Here is a 20,711-nt window from a genome sequence, read left to right as displayed (position 1 = left end):
AAGTCAAATCATGCGCTTATTTAAAAGCACGAAAGATACCAAAACAGGCAAGGCTTCTAGTGGATTGAACAACCGCTCTGCCATCGGTGTCGATATCAGCCAACATGCCATTAAGATGGTACAACTGACAGGCCGTAGTTTAAACCAAATTCAGCTGGAAAAATACGTTATTACCAAATTGCCTAAAAATATTGTCAAAGGCAACAAAATTCAAGACTACGATCAGCTTGCTACTTACATCCAACATACTTACACACAATTACGCAGTTCTTGCAAAAATATTGTTGCGGCCGTGCCACAAAATTTGGCGACAGTCGAGCAAATTATTTACAACCCGCGTGATACCGATTTGGACTTGGAAGAGTTTGTCGAAGCGGAAGTCGGCCAATTTGCGCCTATTGAAGAAATGAACTACGACTTTCAAGCCGAAGAAGTCGGTTCAGGCCAGCATGTTTTAGCTGTTGCCGCCAAAAAAGACGATGTCGAGCCACGCATTGAAATGTTTGAGAATGCGGGCTTGCCTTTGTCCGCTTTGGATTTAGACTTGCTGGCGCAACGCAATGCCTTTGTTCATTGGATGAATACGCATGCTCCCGAAATGGCAGATGAAAAAGTTGCCGTGTTTGGCATTCATGCGACGCAAATGTATGCCCTGATCCTGCAAAACGGCCGTATCCTCTACAAACAAGAAACGCCGGTCAGTACAGAGCAGCTCAATCAGCTGATTCAGCGTACTTATCAGGTAACTGAAGAAAAAGCCGCACAAATGATGGCTTCCCAAAACAAGCCTTCCGACTACCAGTCTCAGATTGCCGACCGTTTTAATGTGCAGGTTGCGCAGGAGGTTCAGCGTGTTTTGCAATTTTACTATACCACGCAGGCCACTGATTCTTTCTCCAATATCAAACACATCCTGCTGACCGGCTTTACCGCGCAGCAGGCAGGTTTGGCGGAAAGCATTTTCTCGCAAACCAATACGGCAACAGAATATCTGCATCCGATTTCATATGTGGAACGCAGTGCAAAAGTAGAATTGCCGCAGTTTCAAATTGATGCGCCGTCACTGACTTTGGCGTTCGGATTGGCATTAAGGGGGCTTTGAGAACATGATCGAATTAACCAGAATCAACCTTCTTCCGTATCGGGAAGAGATTAAACAGCGCAAGCAGCAGCAATTCAAAGTATTGATGCTTGGCGCTTTTGCAGTGGGTTTGGGCTTGGCGGCCGCTACCTATCTCGGTATTGACAGCGCCATCAGTAATCAAGAAGGGCGCAACAACTTCCTGCAAACCGAAATCGACAGACTTGATAGAGAATTGGGCGAAATCGATAAACTTCAGCAAGAAAAAGAAGCCTTCTTGGCCAAGAAACTGAAAGTGGAAGAGTTACAGGAAAAACGCTATCAAGCGGCCTATATCCTTGATTCTTTGAATGCGCTTACACCCGATAATACTTATTTGACTGCGTTGGAAGCGGAAAGCTCGACCAGCTATAAAATCAGCGGCCATGCCGTCAGCGACAATAAAATCGCCGTTATGATGCGCTCCCTGCCAAGTACAGGTATTTTCTTGCAGCCTGAATTGTTGAGCATTAAAAAAGTAGATAACTACCAAGAATTTACTTTGAAATCTTCAATCAACCAAGTGAATACGCCGGCTCCTGCACCGACTGCCCAAAGCAGCGGTGAAATGGCCGAACCTGTGGCAGAACCTGCTCCGGAGGCTCAATAATGGCATCTAAAAACCTGAAACAATTGGACGTACAAAACCTGTACCTGCTCAATATGCCTTCAAAACTTTTGCTGGCGGGTTTATTGATTGTCGGTGTGTTGGCTTTGGGCTATGTCGGCGTATTTAAAGATCAGATTGAGACCCTGAATACGCAGGAAGCTAAAGAGGAAGAGCTGAAGGAAACCTTTACGCGTAAAAGCATTCAGGCGGCAAGCTTGAATAATCTGAAGGCTGAATTGGCTTCGATCCGCTCTGCATTTGATGTTTTGTTGAAACAACTGCCGACCGACGCGGAAATTCCGAACCTGATTCAAGAGCTTCATCAGGCAGGTTCAACCAACGGGTTGCGTTTGGATAGCGTTGCACCGCTCCAACCTGAAAACGATGGTCCGATTCAAAAACTGCCGTATCAGATTTCCATCACAGGCAAATACTCACAGATCAGTCAATTTACCCGTGATGTAGGCGATTTGTCGCGCATTATTACTTTAGATTCTTTAAAACTCGTGAATGCAGGCGAGGACAAAGAAGGCAAAGGCAATAAAGGCGAGTTGACATTGAGCGCGATTGCGACGACTTATAAAGCACGTCCGGCCGAAGAGATTGCTGCCGAATTGGCTGCGCAACAGGCACAAGAAGAAGGCAAACCTGCCGAGAATGAGCAAAAATAAAAGAATAGGGAAATCATGAAAAAAATCATCTTACTCTTAAGTCTTCTTCCCTTGGCAGCCTGTACGCAAAGCTATGAAGATTTGACTCAATGGATGACGCAAACCCGTCAGGAAGCAAAATCCAAGATTATTCCGTTTGAAGAGCCGACGGTTACATTGCCTAAGCCGTATAACCCGCCGAACTTTAAAGGCATGAATGCGTTTGATTCACGCCGTTTGGACACTGCCCCTAAAGGCGGCAATGCGCCGGATGTGAACCGTCCGAAAGAAACATTGGAAGCCTTCAGTTTGGAAAATATGGCCTTTGTCGGAACGCTGCAAAGCGGCGGCAAAGTTTCCGGATTTATCAAGGTCAACGACCATGTTTATACCGTTTATCCCGGAAACTACATCGGTCAGAATTACGGCAGAATCCAAAGTATTACCGAAGATAAAATTATCTTGACCGAGCAAGTTGAAGACAGCTACGGCAACTGGGTGTACCGGAAGGCCGAATTGCCATTGAACAGTAAAGAGGCGGATTCTTCCAATAGCTCAGATAGTTCGAATTCAAATTAATTTAGGGGTCTCACTCGATTATGAAAACCAAGCACATGACAAAATTATTTGCCGGCTTCAGCGTTGCCCTCGCTGTTCAGACGGCCTTTGCAGGCAATATTACCGATATCAACGTTTCCACTTTGCCTGACAACCAAAAAATTATCAAAATCCGTTTCGACAAAGACGTCACTACACCTCATGGTTTTGTAACATCTACTCCGGCGCGTATCGCATTGGATTTTGCCAACACCAATATCCGTTTGCCTCAGCCTGTTTTGGAATATGCCGACCCATTGCTGAATCAAATTACTGCGGCACAAAACAATGACCGCGCACGCGTGGTTTTGGGTTTGAACAAAATCAGCCAATACAATACTGAGATTCGCGGCAACGAAGTTTGGGTGTTTGTAAACGAATCTACTGACCAAACCAATGCAGCCGTTGCAAATGAACGTGCGGCTACGCCGTCTACCGCGCGCGCTGCTCAGACTTATCAAGCCGTTTCAGCAGCCAATATTGATTTCCGCAAAGGCGCACGCAATTCCGGCATTATTGAATTGTCCGCCCCAGGTTTCAGCGGACAGCCGGACATTAAACAGCAGCGCGACCGCGTGGTTGTTACCTTGAAAAACCATACGCTGCCGACACAAGCGCAACGCAGTTTGGATGTGGCTGACTTCAATACGCCTGTACAAAACGTTACGCTCAAACGTATCGGCAATTCTACCCAGCTCATTATCCGCAACAGTAATGCGAATTGGGACATTAATACCAAAGCCTCTTCCGGCCGTTTTGTATTTGAAGTATCGCCTAAAGCCGCCAATACCGAATCCGGCGGCTTGAACCAAAATGCAAACAAATCGTTTAAAGGCCGTAAAATTTCCTTGGACTTCCAAGATGTAGAAGTCCGTACCATTTTGCAGATTTTGGCGAAAGAGTCCGGCGTGAATATTGTTGCCAGCGATACCGTCAAAGGCACCATGACCCTGTCCTTGAAAGATGTGCCTTGGGATCAGGCTTTAGACTTGGTCATGCAGGCGCGCAATTTGGATATGCGCCGTCAAGGCAACATCATCAATATCGCACCTCGCGATGAATTGTTGGCAAAAGACAAAGCCTTCTTGCAGGCGGAAAAAGAGATTGCCGAATTGGGCCCGCTGTATTCTCAAACCTTCCAGTTGAAATACAAAAACGTGGAAGAATTCCGCAAAATTCTGCGTTTGGAAGAATACGACAGCAATAATTCCAATACCCGCAACACTCTGTTGAGCAACCGAGGCAGCGCCTTAATCGATCCGGCCACCAATACGCTGATCGTGACCGACAACCGCGGCGTGATTGAGAAATTCCGCAAACTGATTGATGAATTGGACGTTCCAACCCGTCAAGTGATGGTGGAAGCGCGCATTGTGGAAGCAGAAGATACCTTCTTCCGCAACTTGGGCGTTAAATTCGGTTCCGGTGGTGCAAGTGGCCGTAACGCATGGGGTAGCAACTGGAGCAATGCACAAACCAACTACAATACCAATGCCTCATTTAACCGTGGCGACGTAGGCTACCGCACATGGACTTTGGATCCGAACGTCAGTCTGCCGACCGCAGCCGCAGTCAACAGCATTGCGCTGGTGCGTGCGTTCTCATCCGGTGCATTGGGTTTGGAAATCAGCGCGTCTGAAGAACAAGGTAAGAGCAAAACCATTTCCAATCCGCGCGTGCTGACACAAGACCGCAAAGAAGCCAAAATTGAATCCGGTACGGAAATTCCTTATCAAGAGGCTTCTTCCAGTGGTGCGACTTCGATTACCTTCAAGAAAGCCGTTTTGGGCTTGACCGTAACGCCGAATATTACGCCTGACGGTCAAATCATCATGACTGTGAAGATTAATCGAGATACCCCGATCGACTGTACCGTGGATTCTCTGACAACCAAGTGTATCAACACCAAACACTTGAATACCCAAGCCATGGTTGAAGATGGCGGTACGCTGATTGTCGGCGGTATTTATGAGGAAGAAAGCACCAATGCAGTGAACAAAGTCCCTGTTTTGGGCGATATTCCTGTTGTCGGCAATCTGTTCAAATCACGCGGCAAACGTGAAAACCGCCGTGAGCTGTTGATCTTCATCACGCCGCGCATTATGGATAATGTGGGTAACAATCTGCGTTATTGATTTTAGAATGACAAACAGGCATATCTGCAAAGGTATGCCTGTTTTCGTTTTCAGACGGCCTGAGATGAAAAGGCCGTCTGAAAAACGACGAACTTTTCCACGAAACCACCATATCGTATAAAATGACCCACATGGAAAAAATCAACGGCAATTTAATCTTAATCGGGCTGATGGGCGCGGGCAAAACCACTTTGGGCAAGCAGCTTGCCCAAATGTTTGAATGCCCGTTTTACGACAGCGACTACGAAATCTGCGCTTCTTCGGGCGTATCCATTCCGACCATTTTTGAGATGGAAGGGGAGGAAGGCTTCCGCAACCGTGAAACCAATATGCTGAAGAAGCTCGCTTCCCGGCGCAACATCGTTTTATCGACCGGTGGCGGCTCCGTATTACGCAGTGAAAACAGACAGATTTTGTGCCAAAACGGCACGGTTGTTTATTTGCATGCCAGCCCCGAAACCTTGCTGGAGCGTACCCGTTACGACAGCAACCGGCCGCTGTTGCAAGTTGCCAATCCTTTGGGCAAACTGCAAGAGCTGTATGACCAACGCGATATGCTGTACCGTCAAACCGCCCATCTCGTCATCGAATCCGACAGCTGTCACAAAACGCTCAAACGCCTGATACAGGCTTTAGGCGAATAAATACGCTTTGCAAAGGAATACTATGCGCACACTGACTGTCCAAACCCCGTCCCATCAATACCCCATCTTTATCGGGCATAAGCTGATTGAGCAGGCCGATATGCTGCTTCAGCCCTATCTAGGTAAAAAAGCAGCCATTATTACCAACGAAACCGTTGCGCCGCTTTATCTCAAACAGCTTCAGACGGCCTTAGACAGACTGGGCGTGCCGCATTTCAGCATTATCCTTCCCGACGGCGAAGAATATAAAAACTGGCAGACGCTCAACCTGATTTACGATGGCCTGATGCAAAACCGTGCCGAACGCAAAACCACTTTAATCGCTTTGGGCGGCGGCGTGATAGGCGATATGGTCGGTTTTGCCGCGGCGACTTATCAGCGTGGCGCACCTTTTATCCAAGTACCGACCACATTGCTCAGCCAGGTCGATTCCTCGGTCGGCGGTAAAACCGCCATCAACCATCCGCTCGGTAAAAACATGATTGGCGCGTTTTACCAGCCGCAAGCCGTTTTGGCCGATTTGACCGCCTTGCAAACGCTGCCGCAACGCGAACTTTCCGCAGGCATGGCCGAAGTCATCAAATACGGCGCATTGGGCGATGCCGAATTTTTTGCCTGGTTGGAAGAAAATATGGCCGACCTGATGGCGCAACATCAAGAAAAAATGGCGGAAGCCGTTTACCATTGCTGCAAAATGAAGGCCGATATTGTTGCCCAAGACGAAACCGAGCAGGGCATCCGCGCATGGCTTAATCTCGGCCACACTTTCGGCCATGCCATCGAAGCCGAAATGGGCTACGGCGTATGGCTGCACGGAGAAGCCGTTGCCGCCGGTTGCGTCCTCGCTTCCCGTTTGTCGCAAATCTTGGGCAAAACCCGACAGGCCGACACCGACCGCATTGCCGCTTTAATGGAAGCCGCTTCCCTCCCGTCTGCGCCGCCCGTTTTCTCCTTTGAAAAATGGATTGAACACATGAGCCACGACAAAAAAGTCAGCAGCGGCATCATGCGTTTTGTCGGTTTGGAATACTTGGGCAAAGCCAATATTACCGAAATTACCGATATGGAAATCCTCCGCCAAACCTTGCAACCGTATTTGTGAGGAATGAAGTAGGTTTGCTTCAAAATATAAAAAGGCCGTCTGAAAGTCATTTTCAGACGGCCTTTGGTTTTAAAACGTTTTCATTTATCGGATTAAAGCTAGATAAACCAATTTGGGCGGGTCAATTATTTAAAGCATCTTTTTATCCAACTCGGCAATAATCAACAAGCCGCTGTCAAAGCGTCGGCTGTCGGCCAGTTTCAGACGGCCTTGATGGCGTTTGACAATGGTGTCTGCGATGGACAGGCCAAGTCCGGTGCCTTGTTGTTCGGTGCCGAGAATACGGTAGAAAGGGTCGATAACGCGTTGGCGTTCGCTTGGGGGAATGCCGGGGCCGTTGTCTTCCACCCAGATGTTGAGGTATTCGGCGGTTTCGTCAAAGCCCAAATCGATGCGGCCGCCTTTGGGAGTATAGCGGATGGCGTTGTCGGTAAAGGTTTTGATGAGGGTGTAGATTTCGGTGTCATCGGCGTGGATTTGGCAGTCGTTTTCAACGGCGACGCCGATGTCTTGACCTTTGGCCAGCGCCAGCGGCATGAGTTCCTGCAAGACACGGCGGAACTGGTTTTGCAGGCTGATCAAGGTTTTAGGGCGTTGGGTTTCGGGCGCTTGGGCGCGTGCGAGGGAAAGGAGTTGCTCGAGCAGGTGGCGGTTGCGCTGTATGCTTTGTTGCAACAGGGCGGACTGCTCGCGCGCTTCGGCGGACAGCTGCATATTGTTGAGCCGCTCTGCCTGAAGGGAAAGGGCGGTCATGGGGCTGCGCAATTCGTGTGCGGCATCGGCGATAAAGCGTTGCTGTTGGCGGACGTTTTCGTCGGTACGTTGCAACAGGTTGTTGATGGCGACGACAAAGCCTTGGATTTCGCTGGGAATGTCTTGCGTGTCCATAGGCGAGAGGTCGTTGATTTTGCGCTGTTCCAAATCGTTGGACAGGGTTTTGACGGAACGCATGGCGCGGTGGGTAATCCAGACGGTGAGCAGGATAATCAGGGGTAGGGCGAGGAGCATGGGGAGGATGCTCTGTACGGCGGCCATTTCGGCCAGCTCTTCGCGGTAGTCGCTTTCCTGCATGACGGCGATGCGGCCTTGCTTGGTGTCGCGGGTATAAACGCGGTAGTAATCGTCATCGTCATCGGCCTGAATGGTGTGCAGGCCGTCTGAAATCTTTTCAGGCAGGCTGACAATGGGGTTGGGCGTATTGGGAAATTGAACGGAAATCTTGTTGTCGTTGTCGAGAGAGTGTTTCTCGTCATCGGCATCGCTCGGGTCGAGATAGTTCGCGACTTGGCGCAACAGATCGTCTTGAACCTCTTGGGTCTCGTGATAAGTATCGTAATATGAAAATATGCCTGCAAGAATGGAGAGGGGTAGGAGCATGCAGATCAGGGCGAGGCTGATCCGGACTTGCAGGGATTGTTTGATGGTGTGGATAAGGCGTTGCATGGTTTGTGTGTTGATATTGTTGTGGTTTTTCAGACGGCCTGGTTGTTTTGTGCAACCAGCCAGCCGACCCCGCGGACGTTTTGAATCGCTTCTTTGCCGAGTTTTTTGCGTAAGGCGTGAATTAGGAAGTCAACGGCGTTGCTTTCGACTTCTTCGCCCCAGCCGTAGATTTTGTCTTCTAAATCACTGCGCGACAGAATCATGCCCGGACGCAGCAGTAGGGCTTGGAGGACGGCAAATTCTTTGTTGCTGAGCATGATGGCCTGTTCCTGCCCGACCACTTCCGCCTGATGGGTGGAGGGGTTGAGTGTGATAATGCCGTTGCTCAGCAGCGTTTGCGCCTGTCCGCCGTGTCGGCGCAATACGGCGCGCATACGGGCTTGCAGCTCCGCCATGTCGAAGGGTTTGACGATGTAGTCGTCTGCGCCGCCGTCTAGGCCGTTGAGGCGGCTGTGCAAATCATCGCGCGCGGTCACGATTAAGACGGGAACGGTACAGCCGCCGTTGCGGATTTGCGCCAATACGTCCAAACCGTCTTTGCCGGGCAAACCCAAATCCAAAAGCAGCAAATCGTATGCCTGCGCCGCCACTGCTGCGGCAACTTCCGAACCGCGGCTGACCCAATCGACAGCGTAGCCGGTGTCTTTCAGGTTGGCACTGACGGCTTGGGCAATCATGGCATCGTCTTCAACCAATAATACGCGCATGGAAGTTCTCCGTGAGGATGGGTGGACAGTGATTATAACCGCACTCAATTAGTAAAAATTTAGGAGCTGTCTAAAAACTGATTTTTTGTAAAAGATGAGGCCGTCTGAAATTTCGTTTTTCAGACGGCCTGTATACTTCAATCCCGATTATTTAGGGTTTTTCTCAATCAAGGCAACCAATTGGTCGATATAGCCTTGAACAAAGCCGCGCGCGGATTCGATGAGCTGGCCGTTGTCGTCAAACAGGGTAGGCGAGTTGCCGAGGAACACTTCCGGTTGGCCGGTCAATGGCATATCGAAATACGAAAGGGCAAGGCGCAGATTTTTTTGCGCGCTATAACCGCCCATTTTGCCGACAGAATGACTGATGATGCCGGCAGGTGTTTTTTTCCAGGCAACATCGGCATTGGGTTTGGAGCCGATGTCGATGGCGTTTTTCAGGCAGGCCGGTACGGTACGGTTGTTTTCGGAAGTCACGAACAATACGCCGGCAGAGGCTTTGATGGTTTCACGGAACTCGGTATAGCTGGATGGAGTGGGGAAGTCGGTAACGGCAGGATCGTCGTAGTCGAAGTTGTATAAAGGTAAATGGCCGATTTCGACGATTTGCGCTTCGTAGCCTTCGGGGAACATGGGAATGACGTTTTGTGCGACTTTTCGTGCGAACGAGCCTTTACGCAGGCTGCCGACCAAGATGCTGACTTTCTTTGACATGTTTTTCTCCTGTTTAATAATAAAAATGAAAACAATTCTAAATTTTAGTGTTATCTGGAGAAGCGGTCAAGGTTTCAGACGGCCTGTCAAAATGGTTTATGCTAAAATAACGGTTTCGCTGATATTTCAAATTATTATGCACGCTTCTGATTCGCAAGAGGGTGAAACGGCACACGAATACTACGCCGACGATACCGACTTTCCTGCTAAAACCATTGTCGCCACCTTATTCATCGGCGCATTTTTCGGCTATCTCAACGACACGCTGTTGAATGTCGCGCTTACGCCGATTATGAAGGATTTTGGTGTCGATAAGACCACGGTTCAATGGCTGACAACGGGCTTTTTGCTGGTCATGGGGGCATTTACGCCGATTACGGCAGGCGTGATTCAATGGTTTGAAACGCGCAAAATGGTGCTGTTTACGCAGGCAACGTTTTTAGCAGGATCGCTGATTTGCGTGTTTGCACCGACGTTTGGCGTATTGGTGGTCGGTCGGATGGTGCAGGCAGTGTCTGCCGCGTTTTTTGTCCCGCTTCTGTTTAACGGTGTGTTGTCGATTTTCCCTCCCAACAGGCGCGGAACGGCGATGGGTGTGATTACCATGATGTTTACCGCCGCGCCTGCAATGGGGCCGACGCTGTCGGGCATCATCATCGACCATACGCATTGGCGCGTGCTGTTCGGTTTTACCGCGCCGTTTATGTTGGCGGCGATGGTGCTGGCGGGCAAATATTTAACGGTCAATTTGAGCAACATCAGCCGTCCGAAAATTGATATGTTGTCGGCTGTGCTGTCGATTGTGGGCTTCGGCGGGTTGGTTTATGCGAGCAGTAATTTTGCCCATATGCCGCTGCTGGAATTTATCCTGCTCTTTGCTGCTTCCGTTGTACTGGTGGGGTGGTTTGCGCGCCGGCAGTTCCGTTTGGCTACGCCGTTGTTGAACCTTCGTGCGTTTGAATACAAACAGTTCAGATATTGCGTTGTGATTTTGGCCGGTGCGATATTCCTGTTTTTGGGCTTGGAACTGATGGTGCCGATGTACACGCAGCAAGTGTTGATGCTGACCGGTACGGCAACTGGCCTGATCCTGATGCCTGCCAGTATTGCCCAAGCGGTTGCCGCGCCTTTGTTCGGCAAATTGTTGGACAAAAAGGGCGGACGCTTTGTCGTTTTGCCGGCAACAGTGATGCTGGTGGTGTCGTTGGCGGTATTGTGGCTGTTTTTGCGGATTGATACGCAAGTGGTGATGTTGACGGCGATGTTTACGCTGTTGGCGCTTTCCGTGTCTGCTTGTGTAACCGGCGAAACCCATGGTCTGAACGCGTTGCCGAAAATGCTCAATCCGCACGGTGCGGCGATTCTGACCACCATCAACCCGATTGCCGGTGCCATCGGCGCGGCGTTTTTTGTTGGTGCGACCAATATCGGCGAGAAACTTTCCAGCGCAGATATGCCGCAACAGGCAATGCTGGACGGTATCCATTTGGCGATGGGTTGCGCTTTGGTTGTCGGTGTTGTGGTCGTCATGTTTGCTTTACGTTTGAAAGCGCATCAGAAATAAAGAAAAAGGCCGTCTGAAACGTTCAGACGGCCTAAGCACCTCGTAAGAATTTATAAGATTTTGTAACACAATGAAGTTAAAATGTATTTTATCAATCGGCCTGATGATGGCGGTTTGTCCGTCATGGGCTTTGGATTTCGGGCGTATTCCTGAAAATGAGATTTCTGTTTATGTGCAGGAATTGGACAGCGGCAACGTGATTGCCGAACACCGTGCCAATGAATTGCGCAATCCTGCTTCGACCATGAAGCTGGTAACGGCGTTTACCGCGTTTCGTATGTTGGGCGGTGATTATCGTTGGAAAACTGAGTTTAAAACCAACGGCCCAATCAAAGGCGATACGTTGAAAGGCAATGTGTATTGGGTGGGGAGCGGCGATCCTGTGTTTGACCAGCATGATCTGGTGCAAATGCAGCAACAGATGCGCGATAAGGGCATACGCCATATTGACGGACATCTGATACTCGACCGCAGCCTGTGGGGCGATGTGAAGAATCCGGATGATTTTGCTTCCGATTCTGCCGAAAGCTTTATGACGCCGCCCGATCCTAATATGTTGGGGTATAAAACCGTTGAACTGCGTGCTGAAAAAGAAGAAGACGGAAGCTTGGTCATCCGTACCAATCCGCCGCTTCCGAATCTGAACATTCAAAACAAATTGACACTTGAGAATAAAGAAGGGAAGTGCAGTGTTTTAAAAAACCACATGAAGACTTCCTATAAAAACAATACGCTGACCGTATCGGGCAAGCTGCCGGAAAGCTGCTTGGGCAAAGAGCTGTATCTGAATATGTATAGCATGAAAGAATTTGTCGGCAAAAGTTTTGTCAACCAATGGCGCCAACAAGACGGCACGATTTCAGACGGCCTGACGACAGGTGCTGCGCCTCATGACGCGCATGTGTTGGCGAGTCATCAATCCAAACCGCTTGCCGATATCCTCACCGATATGAACAAGCATTCCAATAATCTGATTGCCCGTTCGGTTTTCCTTAAATTTGCCGGACATATATCTGATTACAAGCAGGCGCAGGCCAAGGCCGCGTCTATCGTAAAAAGTGAGCTGGCGGTTGCCGGTATCAATACGGAAGGGCTGGTGTTGGAAAACGGCTCAGGCCTGTCCCGCGTAGAACGGCTCAATGCGCGAATGATGGCGCAAATGTTGGAAAAAGCCTACTTCAGCCCGTTTAAAAACGAGTTTATCAGTACGCTGCCGATTGCCGGTAAAGACGGCACGCTTAAAACACGCTTGAAACAGCCCGGTGAAAACCTGCGCCTCAAAACCGGTACACTCAAAGATGTCCGCGCACTGGCTGGGTATTGGTTGGGCGAAAAGCCGTTGTTGGTTGTCGTCATTATCAACAGCCAAAAGTCAACCGATTATTTACGCGACTTGGATAAGCTGGTGTCTAAAATTGTTCAGCCCGGTGGCGAACATTGGATTGATGCTAAGGCTTCCTGCATGATTAGGTATCAGGCTTGATAAGCTAAAAAAGGCCGTCTGAAAATGTATTGACGTTTTCAGACGGCCTTTGTGTAAGAAGGACAAGTATTTATGTCTATTTTGAAGGATAATTTAGGGATTTAATGGATAAGCGTTTGGTGTAAATCCGCTTGAGAAAGATGGTTTTATCTTCGGTATTTAAGACGTATGTTTTAAGTTTTATTCCCACCTTCTCTTGTCTAAATAATCGGACTTTTTACGAAAAGGCATAAGGTACAGACGAAAAAAATACCGGTAAAAACCGGTATTTTTTATTTTTAACTTGATGGCGCGGCGGACGGGGCTCGAACCCGCGACCCCCGGCGTGACAGGCCGGTACTCTAACCAACTGAGCTACCACCGCGCATCCATTGTCAGGGACAATGAAAAGTAAAGTGGTGGGTGATGACGGAGTCGAACCGCCGACATTCTGCTTGTAAGGCAGACGCTCTACCAACTGAGCTAATCACCCAAAAAAGGGAGATACTGAAGAATCAGTATTTTTAAATAATGGCGCGGCGGACGGGGCTCGAACCCGCGACCCCCGGCGTGACAGGCCGGTACTCTAACCAACTGAGCTACCACCGCGCATCCACTGTCAAAGACAATGAAAAAGAAACTTGGTGGGTGATGACGGAGTCGAACCGCCGACATTCTGCTTGTAAGGCAGACGCTCTACCAACTGAGCTAATCACCCATGCGCAAAATTGCGAAGACGTTATTAAACCAAAAAATCCTGATGCGCGCAAGATTTATTTGCCGATAATTAGATGTCTCCCTGCAAGCACCAGTTTTCAAAGGAAATAATTTCTTCCTGTTTGCCTGCGACAACCAAAATGTCGCCGGTTTCCAGAACGAAATCAGGGTCAAGGTCTTGGATTTTTCCGGTATTGCGGCGGATAAACAATAGTTTCAGATGATGGGCGGTCAAGGGCAATTCACGGATGGTTTTACCGATGGCATGTGCCTCGCCTTGCAATGGGAAGGCATGGCGGCAGACGGCCTTGCTGTCTTCGTCGGAGAAGCTGTCATCATCACTGCCGACAAACAAGTCTTGCAAAGATGCATAGCGGCTGTGACGGATGTGGGTTATGGTTTGATAAACATGGTTGTAGGAAAGGCCGTGGCCCAACATGGCATAGCTTGCCAGCACCAGGCTGGTTTCTTTGGTATCGGAGACGGTTTCTTCAGCACCCATTTCGGTAAAGGTTTTAACGTAATCGTCATTGGTGGCGCGAACATAAACCGGCATGCTCGGATGCATGGACATGATGTTGCCGAGAACATGTTGGGTTTCATGCATATTGTTCAGCGTGATGACCACCATTTTGGCACGTCCCAAGCCGGCGGCTTCCAAGACTTCACGGCGTTTGGCATCGCCAAAGGAAACCGGTTCGCCTGCGTTGCGTGCCACTTGTACGCGGGCAATATCCAAGTCAAGGGCAAAGTAGGGGATGCCTTCTTGCGCCAATACACGGGCAACCGATTGACCGCCGCGTCCGAAACCGATAATTAGGACGTGTTCGGATTTGCTCATGGTTTCCACCAGCATGGAGTGCAAGTCCAAGGCTTTCATGTCCCAGTCGGATTTAACAAAGCGGCTGACGATGGCATCGCTGCTGCCCAAAATGAATGGTGCGGCAATCATGGAGAGCAAGACGGCTGCAGTGGCTGCTTGTTCCAATTCGGGCGAAACCATATTGATTTTGCTGGAAATAGCCAGCATCACGAAACCGAACTCGCCGCCTTGTGCCAAATAAAGCGCACTCTTGAGGCTGTCGCTCGTAGGGTTTTTCATGCGCAAAGCGATGATGAAGACGACCAGTGCTTTCAAGACCAACAGGATTGCCAACAAAATCAGGATTTGCTGCCAGTTGCCGATCAGCGCCTGAATATCCAGCTTCATACCGACGGTAATGAAGAAGAAGCCCAGCAGGATATCGCGGAATGGACGGATGTCGTCTTCCACCTGAATACGGTATTCGGTTTCGGAAAGCAGCATACCGGCAACGAATGCGCCCAATGCCATAGACAGGCCTTCAAGCTCCGTCAGATAGGCCACGCCCAAAGTAACCAGCAAAACGTTGATCATAAAGAGTTCGGACGATTTGCGTTTGGCAACCAGTCTGAACCAGCGCGACATCACACGGCTGCCGACAACAAACAAAATGCCCAAGGTCAGCAACATTTTCAAACCGGCCAAGCCCAGTTCTACCCACAAGTTGCCTTCGCTGCCGCCAGCAAGTGCCGGAATCAGAATCATCAGCGGTACCACGGCAATATCTTGCATCAGCAAAACACCCATGGCCATTTGTCCATGTGGCTGACCCAGCTCGGTTTTCTCCGACAGAATGCGGCTGACGATGGCGGTGGACGACATGGTCAGTGCGCCCGCAGTGGCAAACGCCCAGTTAAACGGCGTGCCCATTGCCATCAAAATGCCCATAATCGAGAGCATGGTAATGATGACTTGCAAACCGCCCAAGCCGAATACGAGACGGCGCATGGCTTTGAGTTTGGGCAGGGAGAATTCGAGACCGATGCTGAACATCAAGAATACAATGCCTATTTCGCCCAAATAGTCGGTGGCATGGCTTTGCGGAATCAGTTTGAACATACCCGGACCGGCAATAAAACCGACCAAAAGATAACCGAGCATGGAAGGAATGTTGAACTTGCGACAGCAGATAACTGTAATGACGGAAACCAACAAGACAATGACAATGGGTCCGAGGGAGAATTCGTGCATAGAGTGGGCGGCCTTTCGTTAAGAGTAGCTATTGTTATATAGGCCGTCTGAAACACGTCGAAAACCGACAGCAAACCCAAATAAAAACGCACAGAATGAACTTCATTTCTGCGATTTGATTTCCCGTATCATGCTTATTTGGACTTACTGTTTCGAGCGTTATCTAACGGATTATTAAGATTATATCAAGATAGAATGTAAAGTAGTGTTTTGATTGACAAAAAAGGCCGTCTGAAATATTCAGACGGCCTTTAAATAAATGGTTTAAGGCATCAACATGCCGCCGTTGACATGAAGTGTCTGACCGGTAATGTATTTTGCCTGATCAGAAGCCAAGAACAAGACTGCATCGGCAATATCTTGTGCTTCACCGAATTTGCCCAAAGAAGTTTGCGCTTCAAAGGTTTTGCGGGTTTCTTCCGGTAGGGCGCGGGTCATATCGGTGTCGATAAAGCCGGGGGCAACGCAGTTGACGGTAATGCCACGGCTGCCGACTTCACGCGCCATAGATTTGGAGAAGCCGATTAAGCCTGCTTTTGCGGCTGCATAGTTGGTTTGGCCGGCATTGCCCATCACGCCGACAACGGATGTGATGTTGATGATGCGGCCGGCACGCTGTTTCATCATGCCGCGCAATACGGCTTTAGAGGCGCGGAAGACAGATTTGAGGTTGACCTGCATGATGTCGTCCCACTCTTCCTCTTTCATGCGCATTAGGAGGTTGTCGCGGGTAATGCCGGCGTTGTTGACCAGAATATCCAGTTTGCCGAATTCTTTTTCGATGTCGGCAATTAGATTTTCGATGGTTTCAGGTTCGGCAGAATTTAATGCACGGCCTTCGCCACCCCATTGTGCCAAGCGTTCGCCGATTGCAACCGCGCCACTCTCACTAGTGGCAGTGCCGATAACTTTTGCACCGGCCGCAGCCAAAGTATCGGCAATTGCCGCACCAATACCGCGCGATGCGCCGGTTACCAAAGCGATTTTGCCGCTTAAATCTTGTGTACTCATGTTTTATTCCTTAATTGCGATTGGAAAAATGGTTTCAGACGGCCTTATTTACCTGGGGAGGGTGCTTGATACCGTCGTTTGTTGATTCTTCGTAATAAATATTCTCTGTAGTATGCCCATGCTTGCTTTTTTTGTCCTTGTTTCCAAAGCCGTTTGGCTGCTTGTCTAAATTTCCTTTTAGGATTTGGAAAGGGCAACCAAGTTGATAGAGGTTGTTCTAGATATCCGTTATTCCATGGGGAATTCTTAAAATATTGATCATATGCAGGGTGGAAGCCTAATTGATGCCACGGTTTGATATGACCAACAAAATGGACTAAGCGGATATTGTTGGGATTGTCGATTAATTCACTGTATTTTTGATGCCAATGTATCCAGTTAAAGTTTTCTGAAAGCCAGTGTACATGACCTATACAGGCTAAATTCAAAATATCTTGGTCTGGACAGGAGAGTTTAAAATTCTGTTTTTCTACGGCTTGCATTTTTTCAGACAAAATTTTATCTATTGCCATATCATTCCATTTGTCAATATTGAATAGAATGACCCCAGAGTTGAAATAAGGCTCAGTATCTGTAAAACCAAATTGATTGAGTTGTTTTATATATGCTCTGTATAAGATTGCATCAGGTACGGCAGCAATCAAAGAATTTGAAATGTCGATTTCAAATAAATCATCAATGTTGCCCAAGCACAGTACATCAGTATCTAAATAAAGCGCAGTATGAGCAATACCTTTTAATAAGCAAGGGATACTCATACGGTAATACATAGCGATAGTAAAATAATGGGTAGTCTGCAGGGTAGAAAAGTATTCTGTATTTAAATGGTAAACGCTTATTGCGTAGTTTTGATTTGATGTTTCAATTTGATCGAAAATATTAAAATCATAACCTTCTGAACCACTAACTAACAAATGAAAATGTATTGGATTGGTATTGTTTTGCAGCACAGAAAGTAACGCAGTGCCGATGTGTTTGATATAGTTTTGATCGGCTGCATAAACAATATGTCTCGGCTGTTCAACGAATTCTCGTTTGCGGATATGAGCAGTTTCTAATACTAATTTTTCTCTATCAAACATTTAAATTCTCCACAACGTCTCTATCGATTTCAGGCAATCCGATAGGGATATTCGGTTCAATATCAAATGCGCAGCTGATCCAGTTGCTGAAGCTGTATTTGTGCTTCAAACCTGGGGCAAGCGATACATACGGCAAGGTCAGGAAGGCTTTGAGTTCTTCAAGGTTGCTTCCGTCCCAGTAGAACATATTGTTCGGGTGATAAAAATCGTAATGTACGATGGTAGGATTGGTCGTAATCAGTTTTTTGTCCAAACCAATCGCTTCGAAAATCCGCAAAGAGAGACCGTAGTGCTTGCGGTTGAGGAAATCCACCAATACGGAGGATTTGGCCGCTTCTTCTAAGTTTTGACGATAGGAGAGGGCGTTTTCAAAGGAGAAAAACTCGACTTCGGGAATGCCCAAAGCCGCTTTTTCTTCTTCGATTTTCTTGCTGGCCAAGCGGAAATCTATTTCTAAACCGATTGAACGTGCAGCTTCGCAAAATGCGCGGATGTCGTTGTTGCGGTCGGCGGCGTACGAGCCGATAAACAAGATTTTGTTTTGCGGGTTTTCAGACGGCCTGAAGCAGTCAAAGTAGAAGCTGGTGGTTGGAAAGAGTTTTTCGGTGTATTCGGGATGTTTGCCCTGGTCAAACGGATCGAAAAAGTAAAACTTGTCAAAAAATTCGATGTTGTCGAAGTCTTCTTTTAAGAAGGTCAGGGCTTCCCAGTTGTAATACACCATTAATTTTGAATGTGCTCTGAGCTTGGCGATGAAGTCTTTCGGATAGGCCCCCAGCCAAATCATGAAGCAATAATCCGCTTGTTCGGGATGTTCGCTTAACAGGGTATTGAGGCGTTCTTCTACGGCGCGGAACATGGTCCGTTTTTTGAAGTCTTTTTGCCCAAGAATATTTCGATACCAGATTTTTTTCAGCCGTTGAAATACATTTTTGTATTTGAACTCTTTTTCTTCATAGGTCAGAGACAGCACTTCAAATCCGCATTTTTCCAAGTTCTCAATAATGAGTTCGTGGATTTTGAAGAGTTCCGGCATGGCGAGAATGACTTTTTTCTTACTCATAATGTATTTAATTTAATATTTTGTCAGGCAGGTATATTTGCCATAGGCAATAGGGTTAATCAATGCCGAGCAGGCGGTTCAGCCATTGTGTAAATGAATAATAGGCTTTAATTTCAGGGGCAGGTTGCTGATACGGGCGTGCCAAAAATTCAGGCAATGCGTCTAAACTACCGCCGTCCCATACGAACACGCGGTCTGGGTGGTATAGGTCGGTCTCTAAGATATGTTTGTTGGTGGTAATCAGTTTTTTATCGAAACGCAACGCATCAAAGATACGGAATGATAAGCCGTAATGTTCGAATTGTGCAAAATCGACGACTGCACCGCAACTTTGCACTTGGCTGAGGTTTTCTTCAAAGCTGAGGATGCTGCTGCGGTCAAGATAGCGGATGCCGTTGTGTCCAAAGGCTTTTTCAGCCCTGTCGTCTTTGCAGTAGATATGAAAATCCAAGGGTAAATTGAGGCGTTCGGTTTCTTGGATAAAGCGTTTGGTTTGTTCTTCGCGTCTAAGTTCGTAGCCGCCCAAAAAGTAGAGTTTGTTGGTGGGGGCATATTCCGCCACGGGAAAGTCAAAGTAAAAATTGGTGGTGGCTTTGAAACGGCATTGTGGATATTTTTGAATATCGTCGGGATCGAAAACCCAACATTGATCAAAATAATCCAAATATTCAATAATGTCTGGGAAACGACCTACGCCATCCCATTGATAATTCACGCAAACATTGCTGTATTCGCGGATGGTGGCGATGATTTCTTTGGGGTAAATATTGGCGCGGATACAGAGCGCATAATCGGCTTTTTTACCGTTTAGCGAGGCCAATTTTTGCTGAATGTCGTCGAGGTGGCGGCTGTATTTGAGGTATTTTTTATAGTTGCCGTCTTTGGTGATGTGTTTGTGATAGAGGTTTTTGAGTCTGCTGCCCAAGTTCGGGTAATAGGAATCCCGGTCGTCATAGCACAGGTTAATGACCTCAAAACCAAGAAAACGCAGATTTTTTTCGATACATTGATCCAGTCCGTACATGTAGGGAACGGCAAGAATAATGGTTTTTTTCATAATGTATTCGGATTGGAGTGGAGCTGATTTTTCAGACGGCCTTGCCTGACAGGATAAGGCCGTCTGAAAACGTTTTAATGGGCTTCGATAAATGCAGCCACTTGGTCGGCATTGGTCAATGCGCTGCATACGGCTTCTTTGTTAATGCGTTTGGCGAGGCCTGCGAGGACTTTGCCGGGGCCGCATTCGGCGGATTCGGTGATGCCTTCGGAAACAAGCGCGTTGACGGTTTCTGTCCAGCGCACCGGGCTGTACAGTTGGCGTACTAGGGCATCTTTGATTTTGTCGGCATCATCGTAAGAGGCAACATCGGCGTTATGGATGACGCGGATTTGCGGTTGTTTGATGGTGATGTCTTTCAATGCTTCGGCAAGTTTTTCCGCTGCGGGCTTCATGAGGCTGCAATGCGAAGGAACGGAAACAGGCAGCGGTAGGGCGCGTTTGGCTCCGGCTTCTTTGGCGGCAGCCATAGCGCGTTCGACTGCGGCGGTGTTGCCGGCAATCACGACTTGGCCGGGGGAGTTGAAGTTGACGGCTTCAACGACTTCGCCTTGTGCGGCTTCAGCACAAATGGCTTTGACTTGTTCGTCTTCCAAACCCAAAATAGCGGCCATTGCACCTACGCCTTGCGGTACGGCAGATTGCATGAGTTCGGCGCGCAGGCGGACCAGTTTGACTGCGTCTGCAAAATCCAATGCGCTGGCGGCGACGAGGGCGGTGTATTCGCCGAGGCTGTGGCCTGCAACGACGGAAGGGGTTTTGCCGCCTGCTTCTAAGTAGGCGCGGTAGGTGGCAATGCCGGCAGCCAGCATGATGGGCTGGGTGTTGACGGTTTGTCCGATTAATTCGGCATCTTCGCCGTTAATCATTGCCCACAGGTCTTGACCCAATACGGCGGAAGCTTCGTCAAATGTGGCTTTAACGATGGCTTGCTCGGCAAAGCCGTTCATCATGCCTAGGCTTTGTGAGCCTTGTCCGGG

The 20,711-nt window shown here is 48.4% G+C and carries 18 protein-coding genes and 4 tRNA genes; 9 read left to right on the top strand and 13 right to left on the bottom strand.

Features of this window, described 5'->3' with window-relative positions:
* Nucleotides 1-10 precede the first annotated feature (10 nt).
* The 7 genes from pilM to aroB all read left to right on the top strand — a co-directional run bounded on the left by pilM (nucleotide 11) and on the right by aroB (nucleotide 6,858).
* Nucleotides 11-1,102, top strand: a complete 1,092-nt coding sequence (pilM, locus tag ACTHUM_RS07650; protein WP_049336959.1) for a type IV pilus assembly protein PilM — start codon at nucleotides 11-13, stop codon at nucleotides 1,100-1,102.
* A gap of 4 nt (nucleotides 1,103-1,106) precedes the next feature.
* The gene (locus tag ACTHUM_RS07645; RefSeq protein WP_049336960.1) at nucleotides 1,107-1,730 is read left to right on the top strand and encodes a PilN domain-containing protein; all 624 of its coding nucleotides are present in this window, start codon (nucleotides 1,107-1,109) and stop codon (nucleotides 1,728-1,730) included.
* Complete coding sequence (locus ACTHUM_RS07640) at nucleotides 1,730-2,401, top strand: type 4a pilus biogenesis protein PilO (RefSeq protein ID WP_049336961.1); 672 nt, start codon at nucleotides 1,730-1,732, stop codon at nucleotides 2,399-2,401. The genes ACTHUM_RS07645 and ACTHUM_RS07640 overlap by 1 nt, the downstream gene beginning before the upstream one ends.
* Nucleotides 2,402-2,416: 15 nt before the next feature.
* The gene (locus ACTHUM_RS07635) at nucleotides 2,417-2,959 is read left to right on the top strand and encodes a pilus assembly protein PilP (protein ID WP_049336962.1); all 543 of its coding nucleotides are present in this window, start codon (nucleotides 2,417-2,419) and stop codon (nucleotides 2,957-2,959) included.
* Between the two features lie 20 nt (nucleotides 2,960-2,979).
* Nucleotides 2,980-5,112 carry a type IV pilus secretin PilQ gene (pilQ, locus tag ACTHUM_RS07630; RefSeq protein WP_049336963.1) on the top strand — a complete coding sequence of 711 codons (2,133 nt, stop codon included), beginning with the start codon at nucleotides 2,980-2,982 and terminating at the stop codon, nucleotides 5,110-5,112.
* 122 nt (nucleotides 5,113-5,234) lie between these two features.
* Nucleotides 5,235-5,756, top strand: coding sequence for a shikimate kinase (locus ACTHUM_RS07625; RefSeq protein WP_083296575.1), 522 nt, complete (start codon nucleotides 5,235-5,237; stop codon nucleotides 5,754-5,756).
* A gap of 22 nt (nucleotides 5,757-5,778) precedes the next feature.
* Nucleotides 5,779-6,858, top strand: coding sequence for a 3-dehydroquinate synthase (aroB, locus tag ACTHUM_RS07620; protein WP_070503951.1), 1,080 nt, complete (start codon nucleotides 5,779-5,781; stop codon nucleotides 6,856-6,858).
* A 129-nt stretch (nucleotides 6,859-6,987) separates the two neighbouring features.
* On the opposite strand, the gene ACTHUM_RS07615 is transcribed toward aroB, so the two are convergent.
* The 3 genes from ACTHUM_RS07615 to ACTHUM_RS07605 all read right to left on the bottom strand — a co-directional run bounded on the left by ACTHUM_RS07615 (nucleotide 6,988) and on the right by ACTHUM_RS07605 (nucleotide 9,722).
* A complete protein-coding gene (locus tag ACTHUM_RS07615; protein ID WP_070695464.1) occupies nucleotides 6,988-8,301 on the bottom strand; it encodes a sensor histidine kinase in 1,314 nt (437 codons plus the stop codon).
* Nucleotides 8,302-8,330: 29 nt separating this feature from the next.
* A complete protein-coding gene (locus tag ACTHUM_RS07610; protein ID WP_070460434.1) occupies nucleotides 8,331-9,008 on the bottom strand; it encodes a response regulator in 678 nt (225 codons plus the stop codon).
* A gap of 147 nt (nucleotides 9,009-9,155) precedes the next feature.
* On the bottom strand, nucleotides 9,156-9,722 hold the full coding sequence (locus ACTHUM_RS07605; protein WP_070587528.1) for an NADPH-dependent FMN reductase: 567 nt from the start codon (nucleotides 9,720-9,722) through the stop codon (nucleotides 9,156-9,158).
* Nucleotides 9,723-9,858: 136 nt separating this feature from the next.
* Between ACTHUM_RS07605 and ACTHUM_RS07600 the strand changes: the two genes are divergently transcribed.
* Both ACTHUM_RS07600 and dacB read left to right on the top strand, forming a co-directional pair.
* Nucleotides 9,859-11,286, top strand: a complete 1,428-nt coding sequence (locus ACTHUM_RS07600) for an MFS transporter (RefSeq protein ID WP_049336971.1) — start codon at nucleotides 9,859-9,861, stop codon at nucleotides 11,284-11,286.
* 70 nt (nucleotides 11,287-11,356) lie between these two features.
* Nucleotides 11,357-12,769, top strand: a complete 1,413-nt coding sequence (gene dacB, locus ACTHUM_RS07595) for a D-alanyl-D-alanine carboxypeptidase/D-alanyl-D-alanine endopeptidase (RefSeq protein WP_049336968.1) — start codon at nucleotides 11,357-11,359, stop codon at nucleotides 12,767-12,769.
* 287 nt (nucleotides 12,770-13,056) lie between these two features.
* Here dacB and ACTHUM_RS07590 read toward each other — a convergent pair.
* The 10 genes from ACTHUM_RS07590 to fabD all read right to left on the bottom strand — a co-directional run.
* Nucleotides 13,057-13,133, bottom strand: a tRNA-Asp gene (locus tag ACTHUM_RS07590).
* A 32-nt stretch (nucleotides 13,134-13,165) separates the two neighbouring features.
* Nucleotides 13,166-13,241, bottom strand: a tRNA-Val gene (locus ACTHUM_RS07585).
* A 39-nt stretch (nucleotides 13,242-13,280) separates the two neighbouring features.
* Nucleotides 13,281-13,357 (bottom strand) — tRNA-Asp (locus ACTHUM_RS07580).
* A gap of 33 nt (nucleotides 13,358-13,390) precedes the next feature.
* Nucleotides 13,391-13,466, bottom strand: a tRNA-Val gene (locus ACTHUM_RS07575).
* A 69-nt stretch (nucleotides 13,467-13,535) separates the two neighbouring features.
* Nucleotides 13,536-15,518 (bottom strand): monovalent cation:proton antiporter family protein, encoded by a 1,983-nt coding sequence (locus tag ACTHUM_RS07570; RefSeq protein WP_049336355.1) that lies wholly within the window; start codon nucleotides 15,516-15,518, stop codon nucleotides 13,536-13,538.
* Nucleotides 15,519-15,782: 264 nt separating this feature from the next.
* Nucleotides 15,783-16,529, bottom strand: a complete 747-nt coding sequence (fabG, locus tag ACTHUM_RS07565) for a 3-oxoacyl-ACP reductase FabG (protein ID WP_049336356.1) — start codon at nucleotides 16,527-16,529, stop codon at nucleotides 15,783-15,785.
* A 44-nt stretch (nucleotides 16,530-16,573) separates the two neighbouring features.
* Nucleotides 16,574-17,611 carry a glycosyltransferase family 8 protein gene (locus tag ACTHUM_RS07560; RefSeq protein ID WP_070695462.1) on the bottom strand — a complete coding sequence of 346 codons (1,038 nt, stop codon included), beginning with the start codon at nucleotides 17,609-17,611 and terminating at the stop codon, nucleotides 16,574-16,576.
* Nucleotides 17,604-18,674, bottom strand: coding sequence for a hypothetical protein (locus ACTHUM_RS07555; protein ID WP_440361209.1), 1,071 nt, complete (start codon nucleotides 18,672-18,674; stop codon nucleotides 17,604-17,606). The genes ACTHUM_RS07560 and ACTHUM_RS07555 overlap by 8 nt, the downstream gene beginning before the upstream one ends.
* A gap of 55 nt (nucleotides 18,675-18,729) precedes the next feature.
* A complete protein-coding gene (locus tag ACTHUM_RS07550; RefSeq protein ID WP_440361220.1) occupies nucleotides 18,730-19,731 on the bottom strand; it encodes a hypothetical protein in 1,002 nt (333 codons plus the stop codon).
* A gap of 74 nt (nucleotides 19,732-19,805) precedes the next feature.
* Nucleotides 19,806-20,711: ACP S-malonyltransferase (gene fabD, locus ACTHUM_RS07545; RefSeq protein ID WP_440402810.1), on the bottom strand; the 906-nt coding region annotated here is incomplete at its 5' end.

Source organism: Neisseria sp. P0021.S006, from assembly GCF_051956895.1.
Note: the sequence above shows the minus strand (reverse complement) of the source record. Positions and strands in the feature narration are given on the sequence as shown.